Source organism: Spiroplasma sp. NBRC 100390, assembly GCF_001886495.1.
Classification (GTDB): domain Bacteria; phylum Bacillota_I; class Bacilli_A; order Mycoplasmatales; family Mycoplasmataceae; genus Spiroplasma.
The window spans coordinates 250,362-277,236 of record NZ_CP018022.1 but is presented as its reverse complement, the minus strand read 5'-3'; the positions used below and the strand labels follow the sequence as shown (position 1 = coordinate 277,236).

Here is a 26,875-nt window from a genome sequence, read left to right as displayed (position 1 = left end):
ACCACCCTCACCTCAGAACCAATAATTTAAGAAAGAAGATGGAACTATGAAAAAGATACTGGTTCTTTTTACTAGTTTAGCAATGACTAGTACAAGTACAATTAGTACAATCGTTATCAATAATAAAAATAATAATGTTAAAGTCACGAATGGTGTTGACGTTAAAAATGGTGAATTCCCATGATATGGTCTTATAAATGCCAAAGGTGCTCCAATTACAACCACTGGTGCAGGTGGTGGTGTTCTAATTGCCCCAAATTGACTTTTAACAGCTGCTCATGTTGCTAGTGATTTTCAATTTGCACAAATGCCAATGCAAATTACCTTTGGTATTTATGATACAATAAAACCTTATCAACCAGAAACAGTATATGCTAATCAATATTTTGTCTATGGTGGTATTCATTATGATATGACAAAAGATATTGCCTTGGTTAAATTAAATCATCCAGTAACTGATATTACACCAATTCAAATTGCAAGTAAGTTGCAAATTCCCCAACCAGGGCAAAATGCAACTGTAACTGGATTTGGAATTAGTGGCGTTGATTCTCAAGGTCATGCAATTTGACCAACACATATGAAAAAAGCTTTAATGCCAATTCAAGATCCAGCAATTGCCAAAGATCCAAAATACCAAATTTCTAATTTTGATCAAAACTATGATTTTTTAGGTGGAACAATTACAGGGAAAAGAATAAGTGGTGCTCTTGGTGATAGTGGTGGTCCTGTGATTCAAAAAATTAATAACCATTGAGTAACAGAGGGAATTGTTAGTCATGGTGTTTATGACTGAACAACACCATTGCCAAATGTTTTTACGGCTGTTGGGGCTTTTAGTGACTGGATTCAAAACATTATTAAAAATAATTAATAAACACATTCACATTCAAAAATACATTAAAAAAAGCAATTTTCATTGCTTTTTTCTTTTATTATAATTTATTCCTTTTCCTTATCAAACTTCTTATTTTTGTTTGCTTTTTGGTCTTGGGTTATTTTTTCTTTTTGTTTATTTTTTTGTTTTATTTTGATTGAGCGTTGTTCTTTTTTCTTTTTAATAATTAGTTTAATCTTTTCTCACCATAAAAAACCATTATTTTGATGATCTGGCAACAGTAAATTTAAGAAAATTCCAACAAAAGCAGCTAAAGCAACACCCGTAAATTGTAAATTACCACTACCAATATTAAAATTAAAAATTGCTCCGCCCAATCCTAAAACTAACATAATTGCTGTTACAAAAACATTTTTCATATTTGTATAATCAATCCGATTATTAATTAAAACACGAATTCCATTCGTAGCAATTAATCCAAACATAATCATACTAATCCCGCCCATAACTGGACCTGGTAACATCTGTACCAACTGATTAACGGGAGCAATAAAAGATAATACTATCGCAAACAGCGCCGCTAAACCCGTTACTCACACGGAAGCAATTCTTGTCATTCCAACAACTGATGCATTTTCACCATAAGTTGTGTTTGCGGGCCCTCCAATTAATCCATCAAAAATAATTGAAACTCCATCGGCAACTAATGTTCGATGCATTCCAGGATCTTTAACAAAATTCTTACCTGTCATTTGACCCATACTAATATGATCACCAATATGTTCAGCAATGGCAATAATTGCCAAGGGACTAATTGCTAAAATTGCTGGTCCAATATTATTTGCTTTTAAATCTCAAATCTTTTTAAAAGAAGGATATCATTGTCATTGACTTGGGTCACTAATTTTTGAAGTGTCTAAAATATGATATTGGGTTCCAATTGCAAAATGTAAGATAACACACAATAAATAACCCATCACAACACCAATAATAACTGGCACTACTTTTGCAAATCCTTTACATTTTAAGGAAATAATTGCTGTTACTAAAAAAGTAAAAACTGCAATTCCAATCCCGATTCAATGTGAATAACTTTCTTTTCAAGCCGTTGGATTAAATCCAGCATTATTAATAGCACTCGGAGCAACTGACATTCCAATAATAATGATTAATGGTCCAACAATAACTGCTGGTAATAGTCGCTCTAAAAATTTATTACCAATAAAGTATACTAAAACTCCAAATGTAATATAAATAACTCCAACCATCATAACAGCAATAAAAATTGCATTGCCATATAGCGGATAACAAACTCCCATTGCCCCCATATAAGCAAAGGAACTTCCTAAATACATTGGTACTTTTGCTGCTGTAATAGCAATGTAAATTAATGTTCCAACCCCTGAACAAAATAAGGCCATTGAAATATTCATAACCTCAACACCTGCCGTTTGGTTAATAATCAGGGGTACTAATACCGTGGAACCAAACATTGCAAAAACATGTTGTAATGATAAAATTGATCATTGTAAAAAACTTTTTGGCCGTTCATGTGGTGCTAATAATAATTTAACATTATTATCAATACTTGTAATTTGTTCTTTCTCCATTTTTTCTCCTTTCATTGTTAAAATTGCATAAAAAAACTAGTTTGTAAGTATTACCAACTAGTAAATTGCATTATTAATTTTCATTATATTTTTAATTTGTAGAATATTAAAGATATCAAAAAGAATTAACTTATTTTTTTGTAAAAAAGTTTTAAATTCTTGTAGCATCTTAACTTGCATTTTATACCTCAACATTCTTAAAATAAATAATATCATTTTTAAAATAATTTGCAAATAATTTATCCCCTTTTTTATTGCCTTATAATATTCTTTATTAAACAATAAAAAAGGGAGTGGCTAACTCTCACTTTTTTAATTTAATCATTGATATCAGAACAAAAAATCCTTAAATTAGCAAACCAATAAATTATTCTGAATAATCTTGAAAAATAACATTACTAATATAATTTGTTATGCGAAGTGGGTGTGTATTTCCTCGCACAGTTCCGATAGCCTCGTGTTCAATTGTAACCTTATAATCATTATCTGCTGGTTCTATAAGATCTATTGTAACATTAACTTTAATTTGTCCAAGTCTATATCCATTAGGGTCAGAATCACTGCCATATTGTGCTTCATCATAATACGTAAATATCAGTTTTTTAGCAGTAGACTTATTTAAGTCTTTTAAAATAGTAATTTCTCGATATTCTTTTTTATTAGTTCAATCAATGATTGCAAAATAGCCTTTTATATGAACCTTATTTATTAGTCTACTAGGATTTCCTGGCGTAGAAACCCAAGTATTGATAGTTCTTGGATCAATTTCACCAGCACTTATCGCTGGATCTAATTGTACTTCAGCTGTTGAATGAAAATTCTGATCGGTAGTAGGATAATTAGTGTGTAAAATACTTATATTTTTATCTATATAATGTGCACTGTTGGTCATAACACTGGGTACTCCACAGCCAACAACTGCCATTGCCCCTAAAATACTTAATATGTTGTTCATTTTATTGTCCTTCTTTCCTTTTAATTTTATTTATTTAATATTCCAATATAAAAAATATAATATAGTTTCTATAAAACAAAGTTAAACATTGTGTACAAAAAAATAACTCTACAATAAATTCTAATCCAACAGTGTAGTTATTTGTTTTGTTTTTATTTAATTAATATTATTTATATTTTTAAATTAGTAGGTTAATATATTGGTATTATATCAAAAAAAAAAAAAAAAACAGGTTATATTTCTAATATTCTCCCATTTTTATCCTAATACTTTCTTTGTTAAACAATATTGTAATTGCTACTCTCATTCAATTGTTCCTGGCGGTTTTGAAGTAATATCATAAGTTACACGATTAATACCATGAACCTCACTAACAATTCGTGACGAAACTTTTTCTAACAATTCAAACGGTAATCGACTTCAATTTGCTGTCATAAAATCAGTTGTGTCAACACTTCGTACAACAGCAGTATAACCATATGTTCGCACATCCCCCATTACCCCAACTGATTGAACTGGCAATAAAACAACAAAGGCTTGGGCAACTTGATCATATAAATTAAAATTATATAATTCATCAATAAAAATTTGATCAGCTGCTTGTAATAATGTTACTTTTTCGGATGTAATTTCCCCAATAATACGAACCGCTAAACCTGGTCCCGGAAAAGGATGTTTGTAAACAAATTTGTGGTCAATCCCTAATGCTTCCCCAGTTTTACGAACTTCATCTTTAAATAACTCACGTAATGGCTCAATTAATTGAAAAGGCAAATCTTTTGGTAATCCCCCAACATTATGATGCGATTTAATTGTTGCTGAAGGTCCTTTCACTGATACCGATTCAATGACATCGGGATAAATCGTTCCTTGTCCTAATCATTTAACATTTTTAATTTTTTGGGCTTCTTCATTAAAAATTTCAATAAACAAGTTTCCAATAATTTTTCGTTTTTGTTCCGGGTTATTAACTCCTTTTAACGCTGTTAAAAATCTTTCTTTAGCATCGATTCTTAAAATATTTAAACCAAATTGTTTTTGAAACTTTTGTAAATCATTTCAACCACTATCTTGGCGTAATAATCCCGTGTCAACAAAAATGCAAGTTAGTTGTTGACCAATTGCCCGATGTAATAAAACAGCACAAACACTAGAATCAACCCCTCCCGATATTGCTAAAACAACATTGTCAGTCCCAACTTTGGTTTTAATTTCAGTTATTGACATAGTAATAAATTCTGAAATTTTTCAATCTGATTCACATTTACAAATTTTAAAAACAAAATTTTTTAATAATTGTTGACCAATTAAAGTATGAGTTACTTCAGGATGAAATTGTAACCCATAAATTTTTTTGGTTTTATGTCTAATTGCACTAACTGAATTTGCACTATGGGCAATTTGAACAAAATCTGTTGGCATCATTTCAATGTGATCAGCATGACTCATTCATACTTGTGATTTAACTGGAACATTAGCAAATAAATCATGTTGATCATCAATAACTAATTCTGAAAAACCAAACTCTTGTTTTGCTGCTCGTTGAACTTTTCCACCAAACAAATGACTAATTAACTGCATCCCATAACAAATTCCCAAAATTGGTAAATCCAACTGAAGTAATTCTGAATCAATTAAAAAGGCATCATCAGCATAAACTGAAGCAGGACCACCTGATAAAATAATTCCTTTCATTGGAGTTGCTTTGATTTTTTCTAATGGTGTATTATATGGTCACACCTCACAATATACTTCTAAATCACGAATTCGACGGGCAATTAGTTGCGTATATTGCGACCCAAAATCTAAGATAATAATTTTATTTTCTGTTTTCATTTATTCACCTCTAAAAATATATACATCGGGTAATTGACGATATTGATCATCATAGTCGAACCCATAACCAACCACAAACTCATTTGGGAATGTAAATAAAGCATCATAATCATATTTAAAGTCCGGATGCATTTCTATTTTATCTGCTAAACAAACCACTCGTAAACTATTTGGTTTTTTTGCTTGCAGTTTTTCAATCACAACCGATAATGTTTGACCCGTGTCAATTAAATCTTCAATTAACAAAACATCCTGACCTGTAATATCTTTTGAAATATCTTTATGAATTGTAATATTGTTAGTTGAATTTGTTTTTTCATAACTTGAAACACTCATTGTATCAACAACAATATAATTTTTAAGTTGTTTTAACAAATCACTCATAAAAAACAACGCCCCATTCAACAAACCAACACAATATAATTTTTTTCCAGCATATAACGTATTAATTTTTTCCGCATAAGTTTTAATTCCTTGCTGAATCTTGGCTTCAGAAAGATATAATTCTAGTTTTTCCATTTGCACAATTAATAATCTCCTTTACAAAAATAAAAAAAAATAAAAGCATAAACTGCATTAGTTAATTCTAAATAGGTTATGCAAATTATTTTTGTTAAATTAAGAAAATAAAACAAAAGAATCTTCATGACCTATAGTATCTTAATAACGGTAAGATGTAGAAACATTAGTCCATAACACTAACATATATAAGCATTTTATTTTTATCACACAACAACTATAACTTATTATTGCTATTAATGCAAGATAATTTTTGAATTATATCCTATCTTATTTATAATTGATTATGCCTTTAATTTAAAAAATGTTCCAATAAAATAAAAAACTAATAAAACATTATAGCTTGCAAAAAATATCATTAGCACTTTCAATTAACTGTGCTCCATTTTTAATAAAACTATTGTTCTTATTAGCAATTGTAATTCGTTCGGGAAAACAAAAGACTTCTTTACCATCATGATTTGCTAATGCAACAAGGCGGTGCGTATCATCATCGGGTGTTGATTGAACGATAATAAGACCATCCATTAAACCTGACATAATTCGATAAAGTTCATACTTTGTCTTTTTAAAATTTCCATCATATGATTCAGAAATGATGATTTGAAATTTAACATCGGGATATTTTTTACTAATGTGATTATAATCTTGCCATTTTTTAATTATTAATATACTATTGCCCAATCCAAGATTTTCAATAACACATTGATTAATTCCTTTTTCTAGCATTACAATTAAAGTTAACTTTCGTTTGATAATTTTTTTTGTTAACATTTTAGTAATCAATAATCCTGTTTCGTCAGGTTTTGTTGTTCCACAAATTACTAACTTATGACATTTATTATTAACTATCGTTAAATCACCATCATAAAATAATACAAAAGGTGGCCGATAAATATTACAAAGAGCTTTCGGATAATCCTGATCAATAATTGTAACATACCGACAAGTAATTTTTGCTTCAATATCAATTAAATCTTCATAAGCAATTTTCTCTTTTGTTTCTAATGCTTGATAAATCTTAAGTCAATTTCCCTCATATTTTAATGCAAAAAAAAGTAAAACTCGACGCATTTTGCTTCCTTTCTATTAATAAATAGCATCTTATTAACATAAAAAATATAACACGAAGAATTTTACTTTTTTAATTTTTATTTATCAATAACATTATTTTTTAAAATAATTTCCCGAACCGGACGATAAGTTTTCCGATGAATTGCTGTTACTCCATATTTTTGTAAAGCAGATAAATGTTTTTTAGTCCCATAACCTTTATTATTTTTAAAATCATATTGCGGATATGTTTGATCGTATTCTAACATTAAATTATCCCGCGTTACTTTTGCTAAAATTGAAGCTGCTGCAATGGATTGTGAAAGATTATCACCATCAATAATTGCTTGATAATGATAAGATGGTGCTAATTTCTCAGCATCAGTTAAAATCAAGGCTGGTTTAACCGTTAACTTATCAATGGCATTTTGCATACCAATAATACTTGCTTGTTTTGGATTCAGTGTCTCAACCATTTTAACTGACATTATTTCAATTGTATAACTAATAGCAACATTCATAATTTCTGTTGCCAACATTGTTCGTTGTTTTACAGTTAGCTTTTTACTATCTTTAATTGCTGGATTGAAATAATCAGTTGGTAAAATAACGGCACTAACAACTAAGGGTCCCGCTAAACAACCTCGACCCGCTTCATCTGTTCCTGCCATTATTGTTTCTGGTGGATATATTGCTAAAATCTTCTGCTCAAAAATATTCATAATTTATCTTTCCTTTGTTGGGGGAAATTCAAATGAAACTAATCCAAATTCATTATTTCATAATTTATTTAAAAAATCAGTTACAATGTTCGTTACATTGTCCTCATCAACTTTATGAAAGCGATTCTTTTGCATTGTTAACAGTAAACGAAACAATTCAACTTCGTTAGTTACATCAAACTGATCAGTTGGCAATAAATGATATTGTTTTACTAATAATGAAAAGTAATGTTGATACATTCATTTAACCGCTGCCAAACAAATATCTTCCTTTGGTAAAATGTCTTCTTTAATTGCCCGAGTAAATGCTAAATTAAGAGCAACTTGCTGTTGTTCAATTTTTGGTCATAAAATCCCAGGTGTATCAACTAAATCAATTTGTTCATTTAATTTTAATCATTGTTGACCTTTTGTTACCCCTGGTTTATTACCAACTCGCGCTGAATTACGGTTTACTAAAGCATTAATAAAAGTTGACTTCCCAACATTTGGAATCCCTGTTACTAATACTTTTAACTTTGGCGTTTTAATTCCTCGTGCTTTATCGCGTACAATTTTAGGGTTTAAAATAGCATAAATTTTTTCAACAATAATTTTATTAATTTTAGTGTGTTTACTATCTAATGGTAAAACAGCAATTTGCTGGTGCTCATAATAACTAAGCCACGCTTTAATTACGATTGGATCTGCTAAATCTTTTTTATTTAAAATAATTAGTTTTGGTTTTGAACCCCGTAATCTATCAATTAAAGGATTGGCAGAAGAAAAAGGAATTCGACTATCAACAATTTCAATAATCAAATCAATTAATTTACTTTGTTCATCAATTTGTTTAATTGCCTTTGCCATATGACCAGGAAATCAATGAATATTTGTTGACATCTTCTTTTCCCCCTTTTTAATATGCTCCTTTATTAAATTATTATTTTAAAAATAATTATTTAAAATAGTCCTCAACTCATTCTAATGAAACTGCTGGGATTTTTTTGCCATTTTGAAGATCTGCTAAAAAATCAGCACACAATAATAAATTATCCGTTGTTTCACCTTCTGGTAATGAAACATTTGCTGACTTTAACTTAATAAACTCTTTCACAAGTTCATCAACAGATGTTTTTAATTGAACACGGACACTATATGCTGTTTCTAATTTTTCTTGATACTTTGTTAATAATAATTTAAAGGCTTTAATGGCCACAACTTCTGTGTTATCCTCAATATCAAAAATTCCTAAAATTTGGGTATTTCAATAAACAGTTGGTGTATTGAAATTAACACCAGTAATCGGTGCTGTGTCAATAAATTCAACATTATTATAACGATGAACTTTTTCACGACCAAATAATGCTAATCTTGCTTTTTCAAAACTTTCACTATTGTTAAATAGCTTTGCTAATAAAATTTCTTTATTACTGTGTGGTAAACTAATGATTAATATTTTTTTATCAACATAATCTTTTAAAAAGGCATTAAATCCCTTAAGACACTGCTGATATTCTTCCTCACTCTGCTGATCGGGACTTAATAACATTTGACAATAAATTCCCTGATCACGATAATATTGCATTCATTTTTTTGTTTGTTCCACATCAGCTTTCTGCGTGTTTGAAAAAAGGATTATTCTTTTTGCTTGTTCTAATTTAGCATAATTCAAGAGATTAGCACCAGAGTAGGCAATTCTTGCATCAACAACTTCAATAATAACGTCTGCTGTTAATGCTAGTTTATCAGCTCTTTTATTATTTTTAATAAATTCACTTGGAATTTCAAACGTATTGTCACACATAATTGTGTTTCCTCCTTGTTTTATAATTTAGTAAAAATTAAAAAGACTTTAACAGTCTTTTTAATTTATTTAGTTTTAATAATTTCTTTAATCCGTGCAGCTTTACCAACACGATTTCGCATATAGTAAATACGAGCACGACGAACACGCCCATATTTTACAACTTCAATTTTATCAATTAGAGGAGAATGTAACGGAAAATTTCTTTCAACTCCAGCACCATTACTAATTTTACGAATTGTAACTGATTTAGCAATGGCACTACCTTGTAACTTAATTACTACTCCTTCAAAAATCTGGATTCTAAACTTATTTCCTTCCTGAATTTTATAGTGAACCTTAATAGTATCTCCTGAAGAAAATTCAGGTAAATCAGTACGAAGTTGATTTTTTGTAACTTCTTCTGTTAAACGCATATTCATAACTATTCTTCCTTTCTACGGTTAATAAACCTATTTTATTTTTCGTTTTTAATTTTTGTTAATAAGATTTCTTGTTGTGGTGTTAAAGTTATTTTTGACAATAAATCTGGCCGTTTTAATCAAGTTTTTTTTAACGCCTCATATTCTCGTCACTGTGTAATGTTCTGGTGATGACCGCTTAGCAGGACTTCAGGAACAAGATGCCCATCATATGCAACTGGTTTTGTATAAACAGGATAATCTAAGAGATTATTTGTAAAAGAATCATTAAGATGTGATTGTGCATTAATAACATCACTGCATAGTCTTGCAACACTATCAATTACAATCATACTTGCTAATTCTCCACCTGTTAAAACATAATCGCCAATCGACAATTCATAATCAACATAATGTAAAATTCTTTCATCAAAACCTTCATAATGACCACAAATTAAAATCAAATCCTGTTCTTGTTTTGCAAACTGTTGTGCTTGCTGTTGATTATATTGTTTTCCCTGAGGTGATAATAAAATAGTAGTAGTATTTTTAGTTTGATGAGCCTTAATAGCTTTAACTAATGGTTCAATCATTAGAACCATTCCTTCACCACCACCATATTGGTAATCATCAACTTGGTGATGTTTGCCAATACTATAATCACGAATATCAACAATATTAATTGCAACCAGTTTCTTTGCTAAAGCCTTTTTAATAATTGATGTTGTTAAAAAATTACTGAACATTTCTGGAAATAAAGTTAATACTATAAACTGTTTCATTTAAATCACCTTTTTTAAAATTATTCTTTGTTGAATAAAATCAATTTGTTCAACATATTCATCAACATATGGAATCATCATTTTTGTCTCATCAGTTTTTTTAATTTCAAAAACAACATGTGCTTTTGTTTCAAATTGATGCAATAATGTTCCAATTACAACATTCTGGTAAAAAACTTCAAAATTAGTTAAATCTTCTTGACTAATAACTGTTGCTAGTTCCAAATCTGTTTTTTGGCATAACAGATAACATTCTTTAAAGATCATCACTTCATTAATATTACTAAACTCTTTAAACTTCAGAATATATCCATGATTAGTGGGCGTAATTTTAATTAATGTTACTGGTTGATAAAGCAGTGGCAATTGTAGAAACATTAACTTATTAACTAACTGTTTTACATCTTTAATATTAACTAATAAGGTTGCCTTAACTTCCCCTTTAATTGCATGTGGTTTATTAATCTTAAAAATTTTTAGTAAATCTTCCATTTAAAAAACCTCAAATTTAATATTAACTTTATGTTGATCAACTTGTCCTCTAATATTTAATAATGTTCGCAAACTATTAGCAATCAATCCTGATTTACCAACAACATACCCAAAAACTTCTTCACTACACATTACTAATAAGTCAACTTCACCGGTTTTTGTTTCTGGCAATTGTCGAATTTCATAATATAATTCGTTATCGTCTTGAGAAATTAACGGTTCAATTAAATTTTTAAGTTCTGTAATGTACATATTATTTATTGTTGAAATTTTAAACAACAACTATTTTTTTGTGCTTTTTTTGGGTTTTGAAACTTGTCTTTCATTATGTAATTTAGTCATTAAACCTTCTTTACTTAATAAATTACGAACGGTATCAGTTGGCTGCGCTCCTGTTGATAATCATTTGTAAGCAATATCTTGGTCAATTTTCACATCACCATTTATAGGATTATACGTCCCAATTAACTCAATATATTCTCCATCACGCTTGACACGAGCATCTGTTGCAACAATTCGGTAAAAAGCTGCTTTCTTTTTACCTGTTCTTTTTAAACGTAATTTTACCATTAATCTTTTCCTTTCTAATTCTCTTCTTATGTTAAACTATGAAACTTAACATCCTATATATCATACCCTAATTAAGAAAAGAGTCAAGTTTTTTAACTTAACAGTTTTTTATTTGGCAAAAATAACAAGAAGAAATATTTAATAATTTCTAATTAATAAAAATCTTTATTAAAAAGCCATAAATTTCATTCCCACTACGATATATAAATACATATGTATTAATGATGTCTGACAAGTTATAGTAAACCAGTAAACCGATATTAATATTTTATTAAATTTTGTTTAAAATAATTACTATTATTACTAATATTTGTTGTTAATTTAATATTTGTTTATTTAACTATTTTTCCTTACCCATCAGTTTCACCAATTAAATTATTTATATAAAATAGTTTTAATATCTTAAATAAAAAAACTTTGTTGTGAAAAACAAAGTTTTAAAAAGTTTTAGTTTTTATAAATATTGATAATGTTAAAGATATAATTTTATCCGATTATTCCTTTAATTATCTCTTTTCATCAATTATCTCTGTTACTTGGATCATAAAAATCTTTATTTGTAACATCAAATGATGCCACTTTTAATGAATTTCATACTCGATAAACAGCATTAGCACTTTGTGTCCCAACATTTAAAAAGCCATGAATTTCATCCCCACTACGATATAAATACATATCTATTGTTGATGATTGATAAGCTACAATAAAGCGGTATTCATATCTTATTAAATTTTGTTTAAAATAATTTTTGCTACTACTATAATAATTATTTTTATCAATTCTTGCAGAACTAATTAATTTTGTTGACAAACCAATATTCACTCGTTCAACTGTTGTTCCCTGCCCACCAGAGCTAGCAGTTGAATTATTTAGATTAATATAATTATAATATTTTAAAAATTCTTCTCATGAAGTAGCATAATCCGTTCACTTAAATAATTTAATATTAAAATAATCCCTTGTAGTGCCTGTACTCATAAATCCTATTTTTTTAAAATCGATTTTTGGATTTAATTTTCCTTCTTCTATCTTTAACTTATTTTTTTCATTATTTTCTGCTTCCAAAAAGATATTTGTTCCTAAAATTCAGGCATAAAAAGCAGAAGTTGTTGCTAATATTGTAGTAAAAGCCGGCATTACTACCGATGTTCCACTAGCAACTGTCACATTAGCTGTTAAAATTGGAAAAATAATATCTCAAAAACTATGCGCTAATGTTTTAATAGATAAAGTGATATTAATACTTTTAATAATATTGTCCACATACTCATTATGCAGAGCTAAATAATAGGATATTCCCGCCGTTGTAACACCCAACGATGCTGCAACAACAGTCGCCGCAATTGCTCATGGTACACTAATTCCAAAAAATCAGGCTGCCGCTCAAAAACCGGCTGCTGCAATTGCCACAATGGCAGTTGCCGTTTTAAATCCTGTATTTATATTATTTAGTTTATCTCAATATTCTAATGCAGCTTGTTTATCTTTATTTGTATTACTAAAATTTGTATTATTAATAAATTCATTAGGATTTACCGTTGAATTTGAATCAAATGACTTAGTTCCCTTATTATTTTTTTGTACTTCTTTGTCATAAAGATTTCTAAAGTTTGGAAATTCTTTACGAAAATCATTTATCATACTATCAAATAAGTTATTAAAAGACTGGACTTTCATTGTTTGATATTTTTTTACACTTTTTCTACCAAAATCACTTGCTAATTCAAACATCTTTTTTTCACGTGAACTTTTGTTCGAAGATTGTTTATGTAGATTTTTAAAATACTCATCAACTTGCTTTCAATTAACTTCCTCAACATCAGTTTTTATGCCTTGGATAGTTGATAAATTGTTATTAATAATAGGGTCTTTCCTCCCTAACAGGTTACTATTAGCAGTAGCATTTGCTATTCCGCTTCCAACAATTATCATTGTTCCTAATCATACTAATAATTTTTGCATATCTATATTAATATTCCTTTTATTCTATACAACCCAACCACCCTACCAAAATTACTAAATTTAACAATAAAAAAATGATTACTATAATATATTCGGTAATCATTTGCAGAGTGTAAGTAATTTATGGTCAAAAAGTAAAATACAGTGATTTAAAATAAAAATAATTTCTCATCGTTTTCATAAATTTATTATAACAATTTTTTGTTAAAATAAAACATCTTATTTATAAAAAATATTTAATAATGTTTGTGGTATAAAAACATCTTTGTTTTGTAATGTTACACTATCTTCTTTAATCCCAAATACTTTTTCATTCACCCGTTTATTCAATGTTTGGCCATGATACTTATGATATAATTTATTATTTAAAAAAATATATAAATATTGTAAACCAATAAATAATATTAAAATGCAAATGAAAGCAAAGATTAAAATTAATCATCCTCATTCTTGATAAACATTTAAGAAGAAGTATGGATATCATGTATTTAGTGGTCTATGGTCTAAATAACGTAGTGTACCACGAATTAAAATAACAATAAAATATAAAATTGGATAAATTAAAATTAATCATAATGCCAATTTATGATGTTTTTTAAGATTATATTGAAAATTCCCCGATGTTAAAATATAACTAATAATCATACTAATTGGAATTATTAAATGTAATACAATCGTTGATATTCATGAATAAGCATCATATTGATTAGCATCTTGCGTATTTGTAAAAATTCCTAATCAAAAAACTAACATTGTAATTGTAATATATGTTGTAACTGCTAATTTTATTAAGTAACTAGGGCTTCGATTTGCAAACTTACCTTCAAATAAATAAATAAAAAAATATATCGCAACAATATAATTTGTTTGCGTTGTAAAAAAAGCATAATAATTTGATACTCGTTCCGCATAACCTAACCCACTAAATTGTGGTAGTGGATCAATAATTGTTAAAACTAAATCAACAATTAAAAAGGATAATACTAATAACAAAGTTCCTAAGCGGACATAAAATAAAATTTTATTATTTCATTTAAACATACAAAAACCTCCGATATTAGATTAACTAATTTTTACTTAATATTTTGTAATATTTTTGTTACGATGTCACTTTCTCATTGGTATTTCTTTAATTTGTCAATAATGATTTGAAAGGTTGCTGGGAAAACACTACTTTTTTGATCAAAGTGGTATCCAGAAGCATCTTCTAAATCAAATAAATATAAATCATTCAAATTAGCTCGCGACCAATATTCAAACCCATCTTCATGGTCTAAATCAATTGTTTCAAATTTACTCTCACTTGTTTTAAAAAAACTTTCCCAAAGTTCGTCAAAAGATTTTATCCCTGTCTGTAATGCTTCGTATTGATACATTGTATCTAAAATCATTTTATCAAAATAACCAATTGCTTTTCCAGTTCCTTTTTTAACAGAACTAAACTGTAATCCCAACGCATATTGTTCATCAAGGCCAATAATAATAAAGGGATGACGTGATCAATTTTGAAATTTATCGAAATGGTCAGCCATAACAATATCCCCTGGTTTTAAAAGATATTTCATTATTTAATTGTAATTTGCAAATTTTTAATTAATGTTTTAGAACAATCAGAACAAGCTAAAGATGGAAAAACATCCCCATTTGAAACAAATTTAATTCCGACTGGATTAAAAAAGTTATGACAAACTTCGCATTCTTTTAGTCCTTGTTTAACTTGCCCCAAACACTTTTCACACATATTTGCATTATTTTCCCGCAAAAAGTATTCATGACAATGAATACAATTACCAATGTCATTTTTAAATTGACCCGTTTCTCATTTTGAATATTCATAACGATCATTTGAACCAACATAACCATAAACTTTTAAAATTCATTTATTATCTTTTGAAACTTTCTTACCATTCAAAGTCACTTTTGTTAACAAATATTTGTTAGCTTCTGCTTGGTTCGTAAAAATTTTCACAACTTTAGCTTGATCTGGATAAAGCGCATTTTCAGTGTAAAACACTATATATAAATTCTTAGTCTCATTCACTATGTTTTCATCCTTTCTTGTTGTGGTGATTGATGATAATTTTGTTCTGCACATTTAAAACAAATAAGATATTCTTTATTATTAACTAATAATTTGCCAAATAATTCACGGTTAAAATCATCACGAACAAGCCGGTGTTTTTTACACAAATCACATTGAAATGTTTCAACTCCTAATAATTCACTTTCACATTCTGAACAAAGGTGATGACGATCTAATTTACTTTTTACGCGGTTGCATTGCTGACAAACCGATAATTCTTTAATGAATTCTTCCGTTGCGCGTTTATTTAATTCATAATTATCAGTTGTATTATCAAAGGTAAAAATTAAGCAGAATGAAATTTGCTTAACAATATCAGTATTATATTTATTATCTAAATAACAATCTTCCAATGCTTGTTTTGCATCAGCGGCCGTTTTGCAAATGCAACGCAATGTTTGTGTTGTTCCATTTCCATCAAAAATAAAATAATAATCCCAATTCACTGCTTTGCTCCTTATTTCACGACATTAATAACTATTCTTTTATTATTATATCATTAATTTACAAAAACAGGGCGGAAAAAGACAAAAGACCCTTTTGGTCTTCATTTTTCTTCATAGTTGATTCAACTGCACGGTAAGACAATATTATCTAACTATTTTAAATTAATTAGTAAAAATTCGTAAAACCTTTAACGCTAATACTCGTGGGTTCCGATCAAGTTCTTTTCGAATTTTTGGATTATCAATAATTAAGGATAAAAATTCATATACCTTATTTTCATTATATGTTGATAGTTTATCAATAAATTTCTTAACATCTAATTTTAATGCAACTAGTAATTTCAAAATTTTATTTCAACTAGTTTTTGAACAATCTTTTTCAATTCGACAAATTGTTGATTGTTGTAAGCCAGATATCTTTGCTAATTCACGTTGGGTTAAACCCTTATGGATCCGTAATTGCTTAATAACTTCGTTCATTTATATATTCCTTTCATATAAAAAATAACTAAGTTAAATAATATATCTCTTTATCTATGCAATGCTAAAATTATAACAGAAAAAAAATTTTATTGTTAAATAAAATTTTTGTATGCATCAAATTAAAATAATAAATTACGGGGAGTGCGTGGAAAAGGAATCACATCACGAATATTCAATGTTCCTGTCACATACATTACCAACCGTTCAAACCCAAGCCCAAATCCAGCACTTTTATAATAACCATATTTTCGTAAATCTAAATATCATTGTAAATCTGATGTTGGAAGTTGTAATTCATGACAACGTGCAATAATCTTATCATAACTATTTTCACGAACACTTCCTCCTACTAATTCACCAATTCCTGGTACTAACAAATCACAAGCAGCTACTGTCTTATTATCATCATTAACTTTCATGTAAAAAGCTTTAATTTCTTTTGGATAATTAAATAAAAAAGTTGGTTTCTTAGTTTCTTGTTCACATAAATATCTTTCGTGTTCAGTTTGTAAATCCATTCCCCAAAAAATGTCAGCATTGTCAAACCTATGGCCATTCTTTACCGCTGTTTGTAAAATTGTAATTGCTTCGGTATATGAAAGACGTACAAATTGATTGTCAACAACATTTTGCAACCTTGTTAATAACTGATTATCACCATTATTATTTAAGAACTCAAGTTCACGACGATTATTATTAAATAAATAATTAATAATATATTTCACCATTGTCTCAATCAAGTCCATATTTTCGGTTAAATCAATAAAGGCAACCTCTGGCTCAATCATTCAAAATTCTGCAGCATGTTTTGTTGTATTAGAATTTTCAGCGCGAAAGGTTGGACCAAAAGTATAAACTTGGCGAAAAGCTTGGGCAAACCCTTCCGCATGAAGTTGACCTGAAACAGTTAAACTTGCTTTTTTACCAAAGAAATCCTCAGCATAATTATCATCGGTTCTTGTTGTGACAACAAATGATTCTCCCGCTCCTTCAGCATCATTACTTGTAATAATTGGTGTATGAACATAAATAAAATTATTCTTATTAAAGAATTCATGAACTGCAAATGCACTACTACTACGAATTCGAAAAATTGCATTAAAAGTATTAGTTTTTGCCCGCAAGTGCGCAATTTCACGTAAATATTCATAAGTATGTTCTTTTTTTTGTAACGGATAATCTTCACTTGCTTGGTCAAGAATTTCAATATTACTTGCTTGAATTTCAAATTGTTGTTTCGCGGTTGGTGTTAAACAAAATTTTCCTGTAACTTTTACTGCCGATGAAATACGAACTCCACTAAGTTCTAAAAAATTAGTTAGTTGTTCTGCCTTATAAACAATTTGAACATTATCAAAAATAGTTCCATCATTAACAATTAAAAACCCTAGTTTTCCACCGCTCCGATTTGAGCGTACTCATGCTAAAATTGTAATTTCACTTTGATCTTGAATTTCGTTTTGATATAATTGTAAAACTGTTGTCATTATTTGTCTCCTTTTTTGTGTTTATAATTTAAGTGCACTTTGCAATGCTAATTCAACCATCTGGTGAAAATTACTTTGACGTTCAGCAGCTGAGGTAACTTCGCCTGAAACAAATGAATCTGAAATGGTTAATAATGCTGCAGCTCTTTTATTTAATGCTAAAGCATTAGCAAACAAAGCAAACGATTCCATTTCAACACAAACTGCATTATATTCAGTTCGAATCTTTTTTCAATCATCGACATTTTTACGATAAAAAACATCGGAAGAATGTACGATTCCAGGATAAGTCTTAATTTTAATTGCTTGAGCCACTTCTTCAATTGTTTCAAAAATAGCTTCTGAAGCCTGAAGAACTTTATCATTAACACCCGCAACAATTTGAGCAAAATTATTTTCCCCATAAGCACCTGTTACATTAACAATATCATAAACTTTTAATGAAGCATCGTAGCTTCCGGCCGACCCAATTCGAATAATATTATCAACATCATAAAACTTAAATAATTCATATGAATAAATTCCAATACTTGGGCAGCCCATTCCACTTCCGGCAATTGTAATTGGTTTATTTTGATAAGTTCCGGTATACATATACATATTTCTAATTTCATTTACTAATTTTACATTTTCTAAAAAAGTTTCTGCAATAAATTTAGCGCGCAGCGGATCTCCGGGCATTAAAACTGTTTTAGCAATATCTTCTTTTTTGGCATTAATGTGTGGTGTCATTGTTGTCTCCTCTTAATATTCTATATTTAATTTATATTGTACTATAAAAAATAAAAAGGAACATTAGTTCCTGATAATTTAACGATACTTTTTTAAAATTTTATTACTTTTAACCTTATTTTCTAAATATTGTCGTTCTTTATCCATTGATAATAACACCTGAATTAAATTATCATTTCAATATATCAATGGTAATAAAACAGAAATAAAAATTTCACTTTTTTCGTATAATGATGATGAAACAACAATATGGTTAACATCAGCATATTTTGATAAATCAGAATTATATTTTGAAGTAACAGCAACAACATTTGCACCATTATTTTTTGCTTCTTTTGCTGCTGCAACAACAGCTTGTGTTTTGCCCTCTAGACTCATACAAATTAATAAATCATCTGGCTGCATTAAACTTGCCCGCATAATGGTATTGTTTTCATCTTCAACCAAAATACTACAAGCAAAACCAAAACTAAATAAACGATTAGCTAATTCTTTTACTGCTAAACCAGTATTACCAACACCCACTAAATAAATTGCTTTTGCTTTTTTTAATAATGTAACTGTTTCTAATAATTTATCACTATGAAAAATTTGATTATTACGTTGTAAAATATCTTGATAATATAGAAAAATATTTTCTGTTGCATCTAAATTTAAATTGTTAGTTTCTAAGCGCTCTTGTTCAGCAACAATTGCAATAATAAAATCACGATAGCCTTTAAAACCTAATTTATCAATTAAAGAATAAATTGGAGAATAACCAATACCTGTTGCTTTTGATAATTCTTCAATCTTAATATTTCGAAGATTGCGAACATTATCACGAATGTAATTAGCAATTCTAACTTCTTTTTTGGTACAACTTCCTTGAATCATTGATAACTTAGAAAGGATTGAAATATTTTCCATTTGTTAATAATCCCAACGATTATCTTGTTGCGCCATAACAAATTCTTTATCAACAATATCTGATGATCAAACTTTATTAATTAAATTATCAGTAAAATACATTCAAGGCAATAGTTTATTGACATAAATTTTATGGTCGTTAGCACGTTGATTAGGAGTAGAAATAATATGTGATCAATTTGATAACTGAACCGCTTTTGACATATCCTTTCCAGAAATTGCAACAATTGTAACTCCTTTTTCTTTCGCAATTGTTAAGGCTTTATTAACTGATTCATTATCACCAAATAATGAATAAGCTAAAATTAAATCATTTTTATTCATAAAACGAGAACGGACCATTAAATCCTCTTCATTTTCGTTTAAATTAAAGGCATTAAAACCAAAACGGTATAGTTCTAATGCTAAAGTTTGTGACAAAGCATTAGTTGAGCCCATTCCAATTACAAAAATTCGATATGCCCCTTTAATAGCATTAATTGTTTGATGCATTACATCATTATTAATCATCGCATCATTTTGATTAAGAATATCAAAATATGTTTTTTTCATTAAACTTTCCATGTTCTCAAAATCCAACGATTTGATTTCAACATCTGCTGCAATCGCAATTAAAAAATCCCGGTAACCTTTAATTTGCATTTTTCGTAACAAACCATAAATTGCACTATAACCAGTATTAACTTGTTGTGCTAAAATTTCAATATTCATTGTTGTTACTTCTTTCATATTTTCTTTAATATATTTAATTATTTCATTTTCTTTTTTTGTAAAATTTTTTGAATCAAATGTCTCTAATTTTGATAAAAACGAAGCCATTGTAATCTAATCTCCTTTTATTCTATTTTCCATTAATTCTTGTGCTGCTAACCGGGCAATCATTGCCGCATTGTCAGTACAATATTCTAATTTTGGAATGATTATCTTTAAGTTTGATGTTGCTAAAGCTAAAATTGCTGTTCGTAACGCACTATTGGCAGAAACTCCACCAACTAACGTAACCATCTTTGGTTGAAAATTTTCAATTGCTAACTTTGTTTTTCGCATAATAATATCAACACAAGTTTTTTGAAAAGTGGCACAAAAGTTTGGGAGGTTAAGATTTTCCTTACCGTGTTCTTTTGTAATTAAATTAGCTGCCGCTGATTTTAAACCACTAAATGAAAAATTATAACTTTGATCATTTAAAGGCAATGGTAAATGATAAGCAGTTGGCATCCCAGTTCCTGCTAATTTATCAATAATTGGCCCACCAGGATATCCCAGCTCCAACATCCGCGCAACTTTATCATAACATTCACCAATTGCATCATCTAACGTTGAACCTAAAATTTCAAAATCCAAATGTTTTTTCATTAATATTAGTTGTGTATGGCCACCGCTAACAAGCACCGCTAACAAAGGAAATAAAAAATCATTGTCAATTGCACTAGCATAAATATGACCATATAAATGATTTAATGGGAGAATTGGAATCGCCAAATAGCTAGATAACGTTTCAGCTATTATTTTACCAATATGTAAAGCACCAATTAAACCCGGTTTTGCTGTGTAAGCAATGTATTGTAAATCCGTTACTTTTATTCCTGCTGTTTGTAAAGCTTCTAATAAAACATACGGAAAATTTTGTAAATGCAGACGGGACGCAAGTTCTGGAACAACACCACCATATTTTGTGTGTTCATTAATTTGTGACGAAATAATATTTGCTAAAATTTTTCCATTTTTATAAATCGCAATACTAGTTTCATCACAACTTGTTTCAATTGCAAGAATTACCATTACATACACCTCAAAAATATTATATAATAATTTTTAATAAAATGATAAGAAACCGGTTACTATCAAAAATAATAAAAAAATACTACAGAAGTGTAGTATTTATTTTAGTTTTGTATATTCAATAAAAATCCAATCTAAATAACCTTGTTGTCTTTCATTACTTTTTCAATGCCTGCAATTGCAGCTTCTTCGTCAGCACCTGATGCAACAATTTCCACTTCTGCACCTTGATGAATTCCTAACGCAATAATAGTCATAATTGATTTCAGATTACCAGTTTTTCCGCCTGAGAAAATAGTAATATCTGACTGGTACTTTCCAGCTTCTCCTACAATTAATGCAGCTGGGCGTGCATGCATCCCAACAGGATCAGCTATAACAGCTTTAAATGATGCCATTAAATTTCCTCCTTTAAAATATACTCAATTATTATATCAAAAAAAATTAAAATAACTATATTATCATTCAACAATTTTACCTTTTTAAACAATAATTTCAATGGGAATTTCTTGTTGTTCATTTGAAATTATCCTTGAACTTAGAAATGTCATCACCTGCTCAATGATTCAATTAAAATTAATTTTAATTGCTTGATTTGATATTAAATAATTAGTTACCAAATTAGGATCAAAAATAACATTAATAATTTTTAAATCTATTTTTTTAATACTTTTAACAAGAAAATAACTCTCTTCATCAACACAAATTACTGTTTCAATATGTTTATCAATTATTGTATTTGTCAATAATGTTAAATCTGTCTCATAATCATCACCAGTTAAAACAAGATAATTTGTCATTAAGTTTAAATCATTGCTCGCCTTAAAATATCCGCGATATAATGTTTTTCACTCTGTTCCTAATGATAAATACAAGATTGCTTTTGCTTGCAAAGCTGTGCTTGTTACTAATTGATACATTATTTTTTCAAAATTAAAATACAACGCTTGAAACTTATTATTCTGCTGTCCAAAAACAAGGATATTTGCATTATTCTCATATTTTTTTAATAAATTTGAAACATCTTCATAATAACTAGTAAAAATAATTATTTTCATGTTTCATTGCTGTTGCAAGGTTTGCAATTTTAAATCAAAAAGGTTTTTATCTTCATTAACTAATACAATATTGACCACAGTGTTTTCATTAGCTAATTTGTTTGCTAAAAACTGGATAATTTGACAAGTTCATTTTGATGTTTTATCAAAAATTAATAATGTAACATTTATTTGCTCTTGATTTTTTTTAAATAAAAAATCATTTTGTTGTAAAATTGCACTAATTCGTTCGCGCATATCATCACTAATTGACCCCCCGCTAAAATAACGAGAAATTGTTCCAACTCCACAACCGGCAATTTTTGCTAATTCCTTATAATTTTTAATTTTCATCTCGTTCAACCCCCATTATTTTATTTTCTTAATTGCCTGACTATCCGCCGAGATGATTTTAACATTATATGGGCTTGGAAAAACAATTTGCACATTTTGAGCAATAATTTTCACAACAACACCAATTCCAAACAAATCATGACTAACACTATCATTTACTTTTCACATGTTAGATTGAAAAGAAGGTTCAAGATTTTTATTTAAATGAAAAGATGTTGTTGTTTCACCACTTGTCTTTACCCCATCACGACCAGAAAAAGATTTTGGTTTACTAAATATTAATTCACTAGTAACCTTTTGATGAAAATCACTATCTAATTCTTTGATAAAACGGGAAGGAAAGCGTTCATTTCCAGTAATATATGAATAGCCTTCCGGATGACTTAAAAATAGTAATTCTTTTGCTCTTGTAATCGCAACATATAACGTTCGACGCTCTTCTTCAATTTGATCATGTCCCATTTTAATCGCTTGACTTGTTGGAAAAATTCCTTCGTTTAAACCAACAATAAAAACAACTTTTTTTTCTAATCCTTTGGCACTATGAATTGTCATTAAAGAAACAGTATTATCAGTTAAATTATCACTATCACTGTCAGTTTGTAACGAAACTAATTGTAAGTATTCGCTTAGTAATTCAACTCCAGTTAAATTATTATTTTGTTGATCAAATTTTGCCACTGAAGCAATTAATTCTAAAATATTCTCTTCACGTTCTTCTTCAAAATTATCACGTAAACGTTGTTGATATCCTGTTTTATTTAGTAACAACATTAAAAGATTTTCAATTGTTTTTGTTTTTGGCAATTCCGTTAAAGCGGCTAAAATTGCTGTACGTAAATCAGTTAGGTTATGCTGTAAACTTGTTGATAGTAAATTAAAATGTTGTTCTAATAATACTGTAAAAGATAGTTCTTGTTCTTTTAAAACGGTCATAATTTGTTCAAATGCTTTTGGCCCAATTTTTGGTGTTAATAATAATACTCGTTCCACCGCTAATTGATCATTATTCATAATTACTTTTAAGAAAGCAAGAGCATCTTTAATTTCTTTTCGTTCATAAAATTTAAAAGCACCAAAAATACGATAAGAAATCCCATAGTCTGCTAAAGCAATTTCTAAGTCATGCGATAAGTAATTTGCCCGATATAAAATCAAAATATCTTTATAATCATAACTTTCTTGTTTAATAAAGTCCTTAATCTTTCGGGCCACAAAATCACTTTCATCAGCACTATTTACAGCATGATATAAAATCGGTAATTGTCCTAATGCCTGATTTGTAAATAAATCTTTTGCAATCCGATCTTTATTATTTACAATTAAATTATTAGCTAATGATAAAATACTTTGACTTGATCGATAATTTTCATTTAAAATAATTGTTTCCGTTCCAGGAAAATATTGCTCAAGATTTAAAATTAACCTAACTTTTGCGCCTCGTCATGAATAAATTGTTTGATCAGGATCGCCAACAACTGTAATATTATGAGCAGCCCCAACTAATCATTTAATAATATCAAATTGCAATTCATTCGTATCTTGAAATTCATCAACTAAAAAATAATCAAAACGATTTTGTCATTTTTCTAAAACTTCAGGATGATGCTTTAATAACTTATATGTTAATAAAATTAAATCATTAAAATCAAGACTCTTCAATTCTTTTAACCGTTCCTCATAATATGCATAGACTTCGGATCAACGTTTTTCAGCACCAACAGCATTGCTCTTTGCGCTAGCTGGACTAATAAAGTCATTCTTCTGATTACTAATATAACTCTTTACCATCCGACCTTCTTGCGCGTCATATTTAACATTAAATGTTTTATAAATATTGCGTAAAATACTATCCTGGTCAGCCATATCAATAATATTAAAATCACGTTCATAATTTAAGGCAACAATATCTTCTCGTAAAATGCGCACACATAAAGCATGATAAGTTGAAATCATACAATGTTTTCCATTAACACCAATTAAGTCAACAATTCGTTCTTTCATTTCATTTGCTGCTTTATTAGTAAAAGTCACCGCACAAATTCGTCACGGTTCTAAATTAGCATACTTAATTAAATAAGCAATTTTATTAATAATTACCCGTGTTTTCCCACTACCAGCTCCAGCAATAATTCGAACAGGACCCTTAATTGCTAATACAGCTTCTCGCTGATTTGGATTCAAATGTTCAATAAATTCATTTCCCATACGCTTCTGCCTTTCTTTTCAAACAATTACATTTTACCTTATAATTCATCAATTTCTTTTAAAACTTCATCAGAAATATTCCCTGGTTGGTCTTTTTGCAAATGAACATGTTGTGTAGCTCTTGTTATTGGTTTTTTCGGAACTTTTTTTTGTTTTTTAACAATTGGTTTTGTTTTAACATTAAACAAATGAAAATGACGATCAAATAAAATTTGATGGTTTGGATTTAAAGCAACTGCAAAAATTAATCCTAAATATCATAAAAAATAAGTTGTTGTCACAATTCGAATCACAATTATTGCCACCGGGTTTTTGTTGGTTGTTCGGAATAAATCGCCTAAATTAACATGAAAAATTAAATTTAAACTTAAATTGGTTAATAACACAATAAATCATGGTAAAAAAATAATAAATAGTTCCCGGGTAAAAATAACCCCTAATTTTAACTTTTCTTCTGTATTAACTAATTTAATTTGAAACAAAAACTTACCAACAGTTTTCCCATCTCAAAAATATGGTAAAAGAACAAAATAACAGAAGAACAACAAAAACGTTATACCAATAACAACAATTGGTGCTCAGACAGTACGTTGGGCATCTCAATAATTCATTGTTAAAGTTAAAACTAACGGAATTAAACTAGCCAAAATAATATCAAGAAAACGCACAAAAATAACACGTAATGGTCGTGCTAATGGATGCAAGTTATAATCCTCATCTCGTCTTGTTGCTGTCATTGCCATATCCGCAGCATCTTTGCTCACTATTGAATGATTAGTTTTATCTGCTAATTTTGCCATAAAATCTTATTTAGTATTTTCTAGTTTTCAACTTTTAATAAATCCCTTAATGTCATTAACAATTACTTTAAACTTTGGTTCTTGAATATCTTTAATGTATTTATTTTTAAGAAAACTTTTATATCGTCGTTCTAATTTATTCTCGGTGCTATGAATTGCTTTAATGGATAAGGCTTTATTATTTTGTAAACGAACAAGACGTAAAAATGTTACAAGGCAAAAACGAATAAAAGCATATTCTAATTCTTCTTGATATTCACGATATAAATTTAAATCACGATATAAATTGAAAATATAAATTCATTGTTTAATTAAATCAAAAACGCTATAATTTACAAGCCCTAATTCATAATCAGCTAAAATATCTTCAATTGCTAAAAAGCCGTTGGCATATGCCAAGATATTATAAATAAAAAAGGCATCAGTACGGCGATAATCAAGTAAAGTAATATTTTTTTGTAATACTAATTTACGACGAAAAATTTTAGTAAAAACTAAAGAATGCGTATAAGCTAAAACTTCCTTATCTGTTTTTGGAGATAATAAAACATTCGCCTTATTTCGAATCTCACTATTTCCTTTTGAATGAGGATAATTTAACCGAAATTCAACCATGTCAATTTTCTTATGTTCAACTTGGTGTTTTGTTACATTTTCTTTTAGTACAGCAACAGCTGTCTTGTGAATAATTTCACCTTCATCAACAATCATAAAATAATCACCATGCGCAACACCAATAGCAGTATTAAGCCCATAAGAAAAACCTTGACTTCGTAAATTTGTGATTACTTGCATTTTTTTGCCAACATTATAAAAATGCTCACTCATAACCTCTAACGTTGGTGATTTAGGTTGAAAACCAGTATCATCAACTAAAACAATTTCATAATCATCATTGGTTTGTTCTTTAATTGACATTAATGTTTTCATTAGTTTTACGGGGTTATTTTGTGTTACAATAAGAAATGATAAAAACATACTAGTATCCTCCCTATTTATACTTGTAATAATTATAACATTTTAATTTC

The 26,875-nt window shown here is 28.6% G+C and carries 30 protein-coding genes and 1 riboswitch; of the genes, 1 reads left to right on the top strand and 29 read right to left on the bottom strand.

The window, feature by feature from the left end:
• Positions 1 to 46 precede the first annotated feature (46 nt).
• The gene (locus S100390_RS01325; protein ID WP_070406507.1) at positions 47 to 874 is read left to right on the top strand and encodes a serine protease; all 828 of its coding nucleotides are present in this window, start codon (positions 47 to 49) and stop codon (positions 872 to 874) included.
• Between the two features lie 68 nt (positions 875 to 942).
• Here the strand turns inward: S100390_RS01325 and S100390_RS01320 are convergent, their stop codons facing one another.
• The 29 genes from S100390_RS01320 to S100390_RS01180 all read right to left on the bottom strand — a co-directional run bounded on the left by S100390_RS01320 (position 943) and on the right by S100390_RS01180 (position 26,825).
• A complete protein-coding gene (locus S100390_RS01320) occupies positions 943 to 2,448 on the bottom strand; it encodes a uracil-xanthine permease family protein (protein ID WP_070406506.1) in 1,506 nt (501 codons plus the stop codon).
• 367 nt (positions 2,449 to 2,815) lie between these two features.
• Complete coding sequence (locus S100390_RS01315; protein WP_070406505.1) at positions 2,816 to 3,403, bottom strand: hypothetical protein; 588 nt, start codon at positions 3,401 to 3,403, stop codon at positions 2,816 to 2,818.
• Positions 3,404 to 3,700: 297 nt separating this feature from the next.
• Positions 3,701 to 5,239 carry a glutamine-hydrolyzing GMP synthase gene (gene guaA / locus S100390_RS01310; protein WP_070406504.1) on the bottom strand — a complete coding sequence of 513 codons (1,539 nt, stop codon included), beginning with the start codon at positions 5,237 to 5,239 and terminating at the stop codon, positions 3,701 to 3,703.
• Positions 5,240 to 5,758 carry a hypoxanthine phosphoribosyltransferase gene (gene hpt / locus S100390_RS01305; protein WP_070407246.1) on the bottom strand — a complete coding sequence of 173 codons (519 nt, stop codon included), beginning with the start codon at positions 5,756 to 5,758 and terminating at the stop codon, positions 5,240 to 5,242.
• A gap of 114 nt (positions 5,759 to 5,872) precedes the next feature.
• A riboswitch (purine riboswitch) is annotated at positions 5,873 to 5,970 on the bottom strand.
• 124 nt (positions 5,971 to 6,094) lie between these two features.
• Positions 6,095 to 6,832, bottom strand: coding sequence for a DNA-processing protein DprA (locus S100390_RS01300; RefSeq protein ID WP_070406503.1), 738 nt, complete (start codon positions 6,830 to 6,832; stop codon positions 6,095 to 6,097).
• Positions 6,833 to 6,909: 77 nt separating this feature from the next.
• Complete coding sequence (locus S100390_RS01295) at positions 6,910 to 7,533, bottom strand: ribonuclease HII (RefSeq protein WP_070406502.1); 624 nt, start codon at positions 7,531 to 7,533, stop codon at positions 6,910 to 6,912.
• A 3-nt stretch (positions 7,534 to 7,536) separates the two neighbouring features.
• On the bottom strand, positions 7,537 to 8,415 hold the full coding sequence (gene ylqF / locus S100390_RS01290) for a ribosome biogenesis GTPase YlqF (protein WP_070406501.1): 879 nt from the start codon (positions 8,413 to 8,415) through the stop codon (positions 7,537 to 7,539).
• A gap of 55 nt (positions 8,416 to 8,470) precedes the next feature.
• Positions 8,471 to 9,319 (bottom strand): ribosome biogenesis GTPase RsgA, encoded by an 849-nt coding sequence (locus S100390_RS01285; protein WP_070406500.1) that lies wholly within the window; start codon positions 9,317 to 9,319, stop codon positions 8,471 to 8,473.
• A 65-nt stretch (positions 9,320 to 9,384) separates the two neighbouring features.
• Positions 9,385 to 9,741 carry a 50S ribosomal protein L19 gene (rplS, locus tag S100390_RS01280; protein WP_070406499.1) on the bottom strand — a complete coding sequence of 119 codons (357 nt, stop codon included), beginning with the start codon at positions 9,739 to 9,741 and terminating at the stop codon, positions 9,385 to 9,387.
• A gap of 35 nt (positions 9,742 to 9,776) precedes the next feature.
• Positions 9,777 to 10,502 (bottom strand): tRNA (guanosine(37)-N1)-methyltransferase TrmD, encoded by a 726-nt coding sequence (trmD, locus tag S100390_RS01275; protein WP_070406498.1) that lies wholly within the window; start codon positions 10,500 to 10,502, stop codon positions 9,777 to 9,779.
• Positions 10,503 to 10,994, bottom strand: a complete 492-nt coding sequence (gene rimM, locus S100390_RS01270) for a ribosome maturation factor RimM (RefSeq protein ID WP_070406497.1) — start codon at positions 10,992 to 10,994, stop codon at positions 10,503 to 10,505.
• Positions 10,995 to 11,246 (bottom strand): hypothetical protein, encoded by a 252-nt coding sequence (locus S100390_RS01265; RefSeq protein ID WP_070407245.1) that lies wholly within the window; start codon positions 11,244 to 11,246, stop codon positions 10,995 to 10,997.
• Positions 11,247 to 11,276: 30 nt separating this feature from the next.
• On the bottom strand, positions 11,277 to 11,567 hold the full coding sequence (rpsP, locus tag S100390_RS01260; protein ID WP_197490520.1) for a 30S ribosomal protein S16: 291 nt from the start codon (positions 11,565 to 11,567) through the stop codon (positions 11,277 to 11,279).
• Between the two features lie 483 nt (positions 11,568 to 12,050).
• Positions 12,051 to 13,526, bottom strand: a complete 1,476-nt coding sequence (locus S100390_RS01255; RefSeq protein ID WP_070406495.1) for a hypothetical protein — start codon at positions 13,524 to 13,526, stop codon at positions 12,051 to 12,053.
• A gap of 219 nt (positions 13,527 to 13,745) precedes the next feature.
• Positions 13,746 to 14,567, bottom strand: coding sequence for a hypothetical protein (locus S100390_RS01250; RefSeq protein ID WP_070406494.1), 822 nt, complete (start codon positions 14,565 to 14,567; stop codon positions 13,746 to 13,748).
• A 32-nt stretch (positions 14,568 to 14,599) separates the two neighbouring features.
• Positions 14,600 to 15,091 carry a hypothetical protein gene (locus S100390_RS01245; RefSeq protein ID WP_156768767.1) on the bottom strand — a complete coding sequence of 164 codons (492 nt, stop codon included), beginning with the start codon at positions 15,089 to 15,091 and terminating at the stop codon, positions 14,600 to 14,602.
• Complete coding sequence (locus S100390_RS01240; RefSeq protein WP_070406492.1) at positions 15,091 to 15,567, bottom strand: hypothetical protein; 477 nt, start codon at positions 15,565 to 15,567, stop codon at positions 15,091 to 15,093. Before S100390_RS01240 ends, S100390_RS01245 begins: the two co-directional genes overlap by 1 nt.
• Entirely contained in the window at positions 15,567 to 16,055 is a 489-nt protein-coding gene (locus S100390_RS01235; protein ID WP_070406491.1) for a hypothetical protein, read from the bottom strand. The genes S100390_RS01240 and S100390_RS01235 overlap by 1 nt, the downstream gene beginning before the upstream one ends.
• A gap of 162 nt (positions 16,056 to 16,217) precedes the next feature.
• The gene (locus S100390_RS01230) at positions 16,218 to 16,535 is read right to left on the bottom strand and encodes a helix-turn-helix domain-containing protein (RefSeq protein ID WP_070406490.1); all 318 of its coding nucleotides are present in this window, start codon (positions 16,533 to 16,535) and stop codon (positions 16,218 to 16,220) included.
• Positions 16,536 to 16,657: 122 nt separating this feature from the next.
• Entirely contained in the window at positions 16,658 to 18,025 is a 1,368-nt protein-coding gene (asnS, locus tag S100390_RS01225; RefSeq protein WP_070406489.1) for an asparagine--tRNA ligase, read from the bottom strand.
• A 21-nt stretch (positions 18,026 to 18,046) separates the two neighbouring features.
• Complete coding sequence (gene deoD, locus S100390_RS01220; RefSeq protein WP_070406488.1) at positions 18,047 to 18,757, bottom strand: purine-nucleoside phosphorylase; 711 nt, start codon at positions 18,755 to 18,757, stop codon at positions 18,047 to 18,049.
• Between the two features lie 78 nt (positions 18,758 to 18,835).
• On the bottom strand, positions 18,836 to 19,666 hold the full coding sequence (locus S100390_RS01215) for a MurR/RpiR family transcriptional regulator (protein ID WP_070406487.1): 831 nt from the start codon (positions 19,664 to 19,666) through the stop codon (positions 18,836 to 18,838).
• A gap of 3 nt (positions 19,667 to 19,669) precedes the next feature.
• A complete protein-coding gene (locus S100390_RS01210; RefSeq protein ID WP_070406486.1) occupies positions 19,670 to 20,485 on the bottom strand; it encodes a MurR/RpiR family transcriptional regulator in 816 nt (271 codons plus the stop codon).
• A gap of 6 nt (positions 20,486 to 20,491) precedes the next feature.
• The gene (tsaD, locus tag S100390_RS01205; protein WP_070406485.1) at positions 20,492 to 21,448 is read right to left on the bottom strand and encodes a tRNA (adenosine(37)-N6)-threonylcarbamoyltransferase complex transferase subunit TsaD; all 957 of its coding nucleotides are present in this window, start codon (positions 21,446 to 21,448) and stop codon (positions 20,492 to 20,494) included.
• 134 nt (positions 21,449 to 21,582) lie between these two features.
• Positions 21,583 to 21,846 carry an HPr family phosphocarrier protein gene (locus tag S100390_RS01200; RefSeq protein ID WP_070406484.1) on the bottom strand — a complete coding sequence of 88 codons (264 nt, stop codon included), beginning with the start codon at positions 21,844 to 21,846 and terminating at the stop codon, positions 21,583 to 21,585.
• A gap of 84 nt (positions 21,847 to 21,930) precedes the next feature.
• The gene (locus tag S100390_RS01195) at positions 21,931 to 22,839 is read right to left on the bottom strand and encodes a LacI family DNA-binding transcriptional regulator (RefSeq protein WP_070406483.1); all 909 of its coding nucleotides are present in this window, start codon (positions 22,837 to 22,839) and stop codon (positions 21,931 to 21,933) included.
• Between the two features lie 15 nt (positions 22,840 to 22,854).
• Positions 22,855 to 25,047, bottom strand: a complete 2,193-nt coding sequence (locus S100390_RS01190; protein WP_070406482.1) for an ATP-dependent helicase — start codon at positions 25,045 to 25,047, stop codon at positions 22,855 to 22,857.
• Between the two features lie 38 nt (positions 25,048 to 25,085).
• Positions 25,086 to 25,847, bottom strand: coding sequence for an RDD family protein (locus S100390_RS01185; protein WP_231918059.1), 762 nt, complete (start codon positions 25,845 to 25,847; stop codon positions 25,086 to 25,088).
• Positions 25,848 to 25,853: 6 nt separating this feature from the next.
• Positions 25,854 to 26,825 (bottom strand): glycosyltransferase family 2 protein, encoded by a 972-nt coding sequence (locus S100390_RS01180; protein WP_070406481.1) that lies wholly within the window; start codon positions 26,823 to 26,825, stop codon positions 25,854 to 25,856.
• Positions 26,826 to 26,875: the final 50 nt, after the last annotated feature.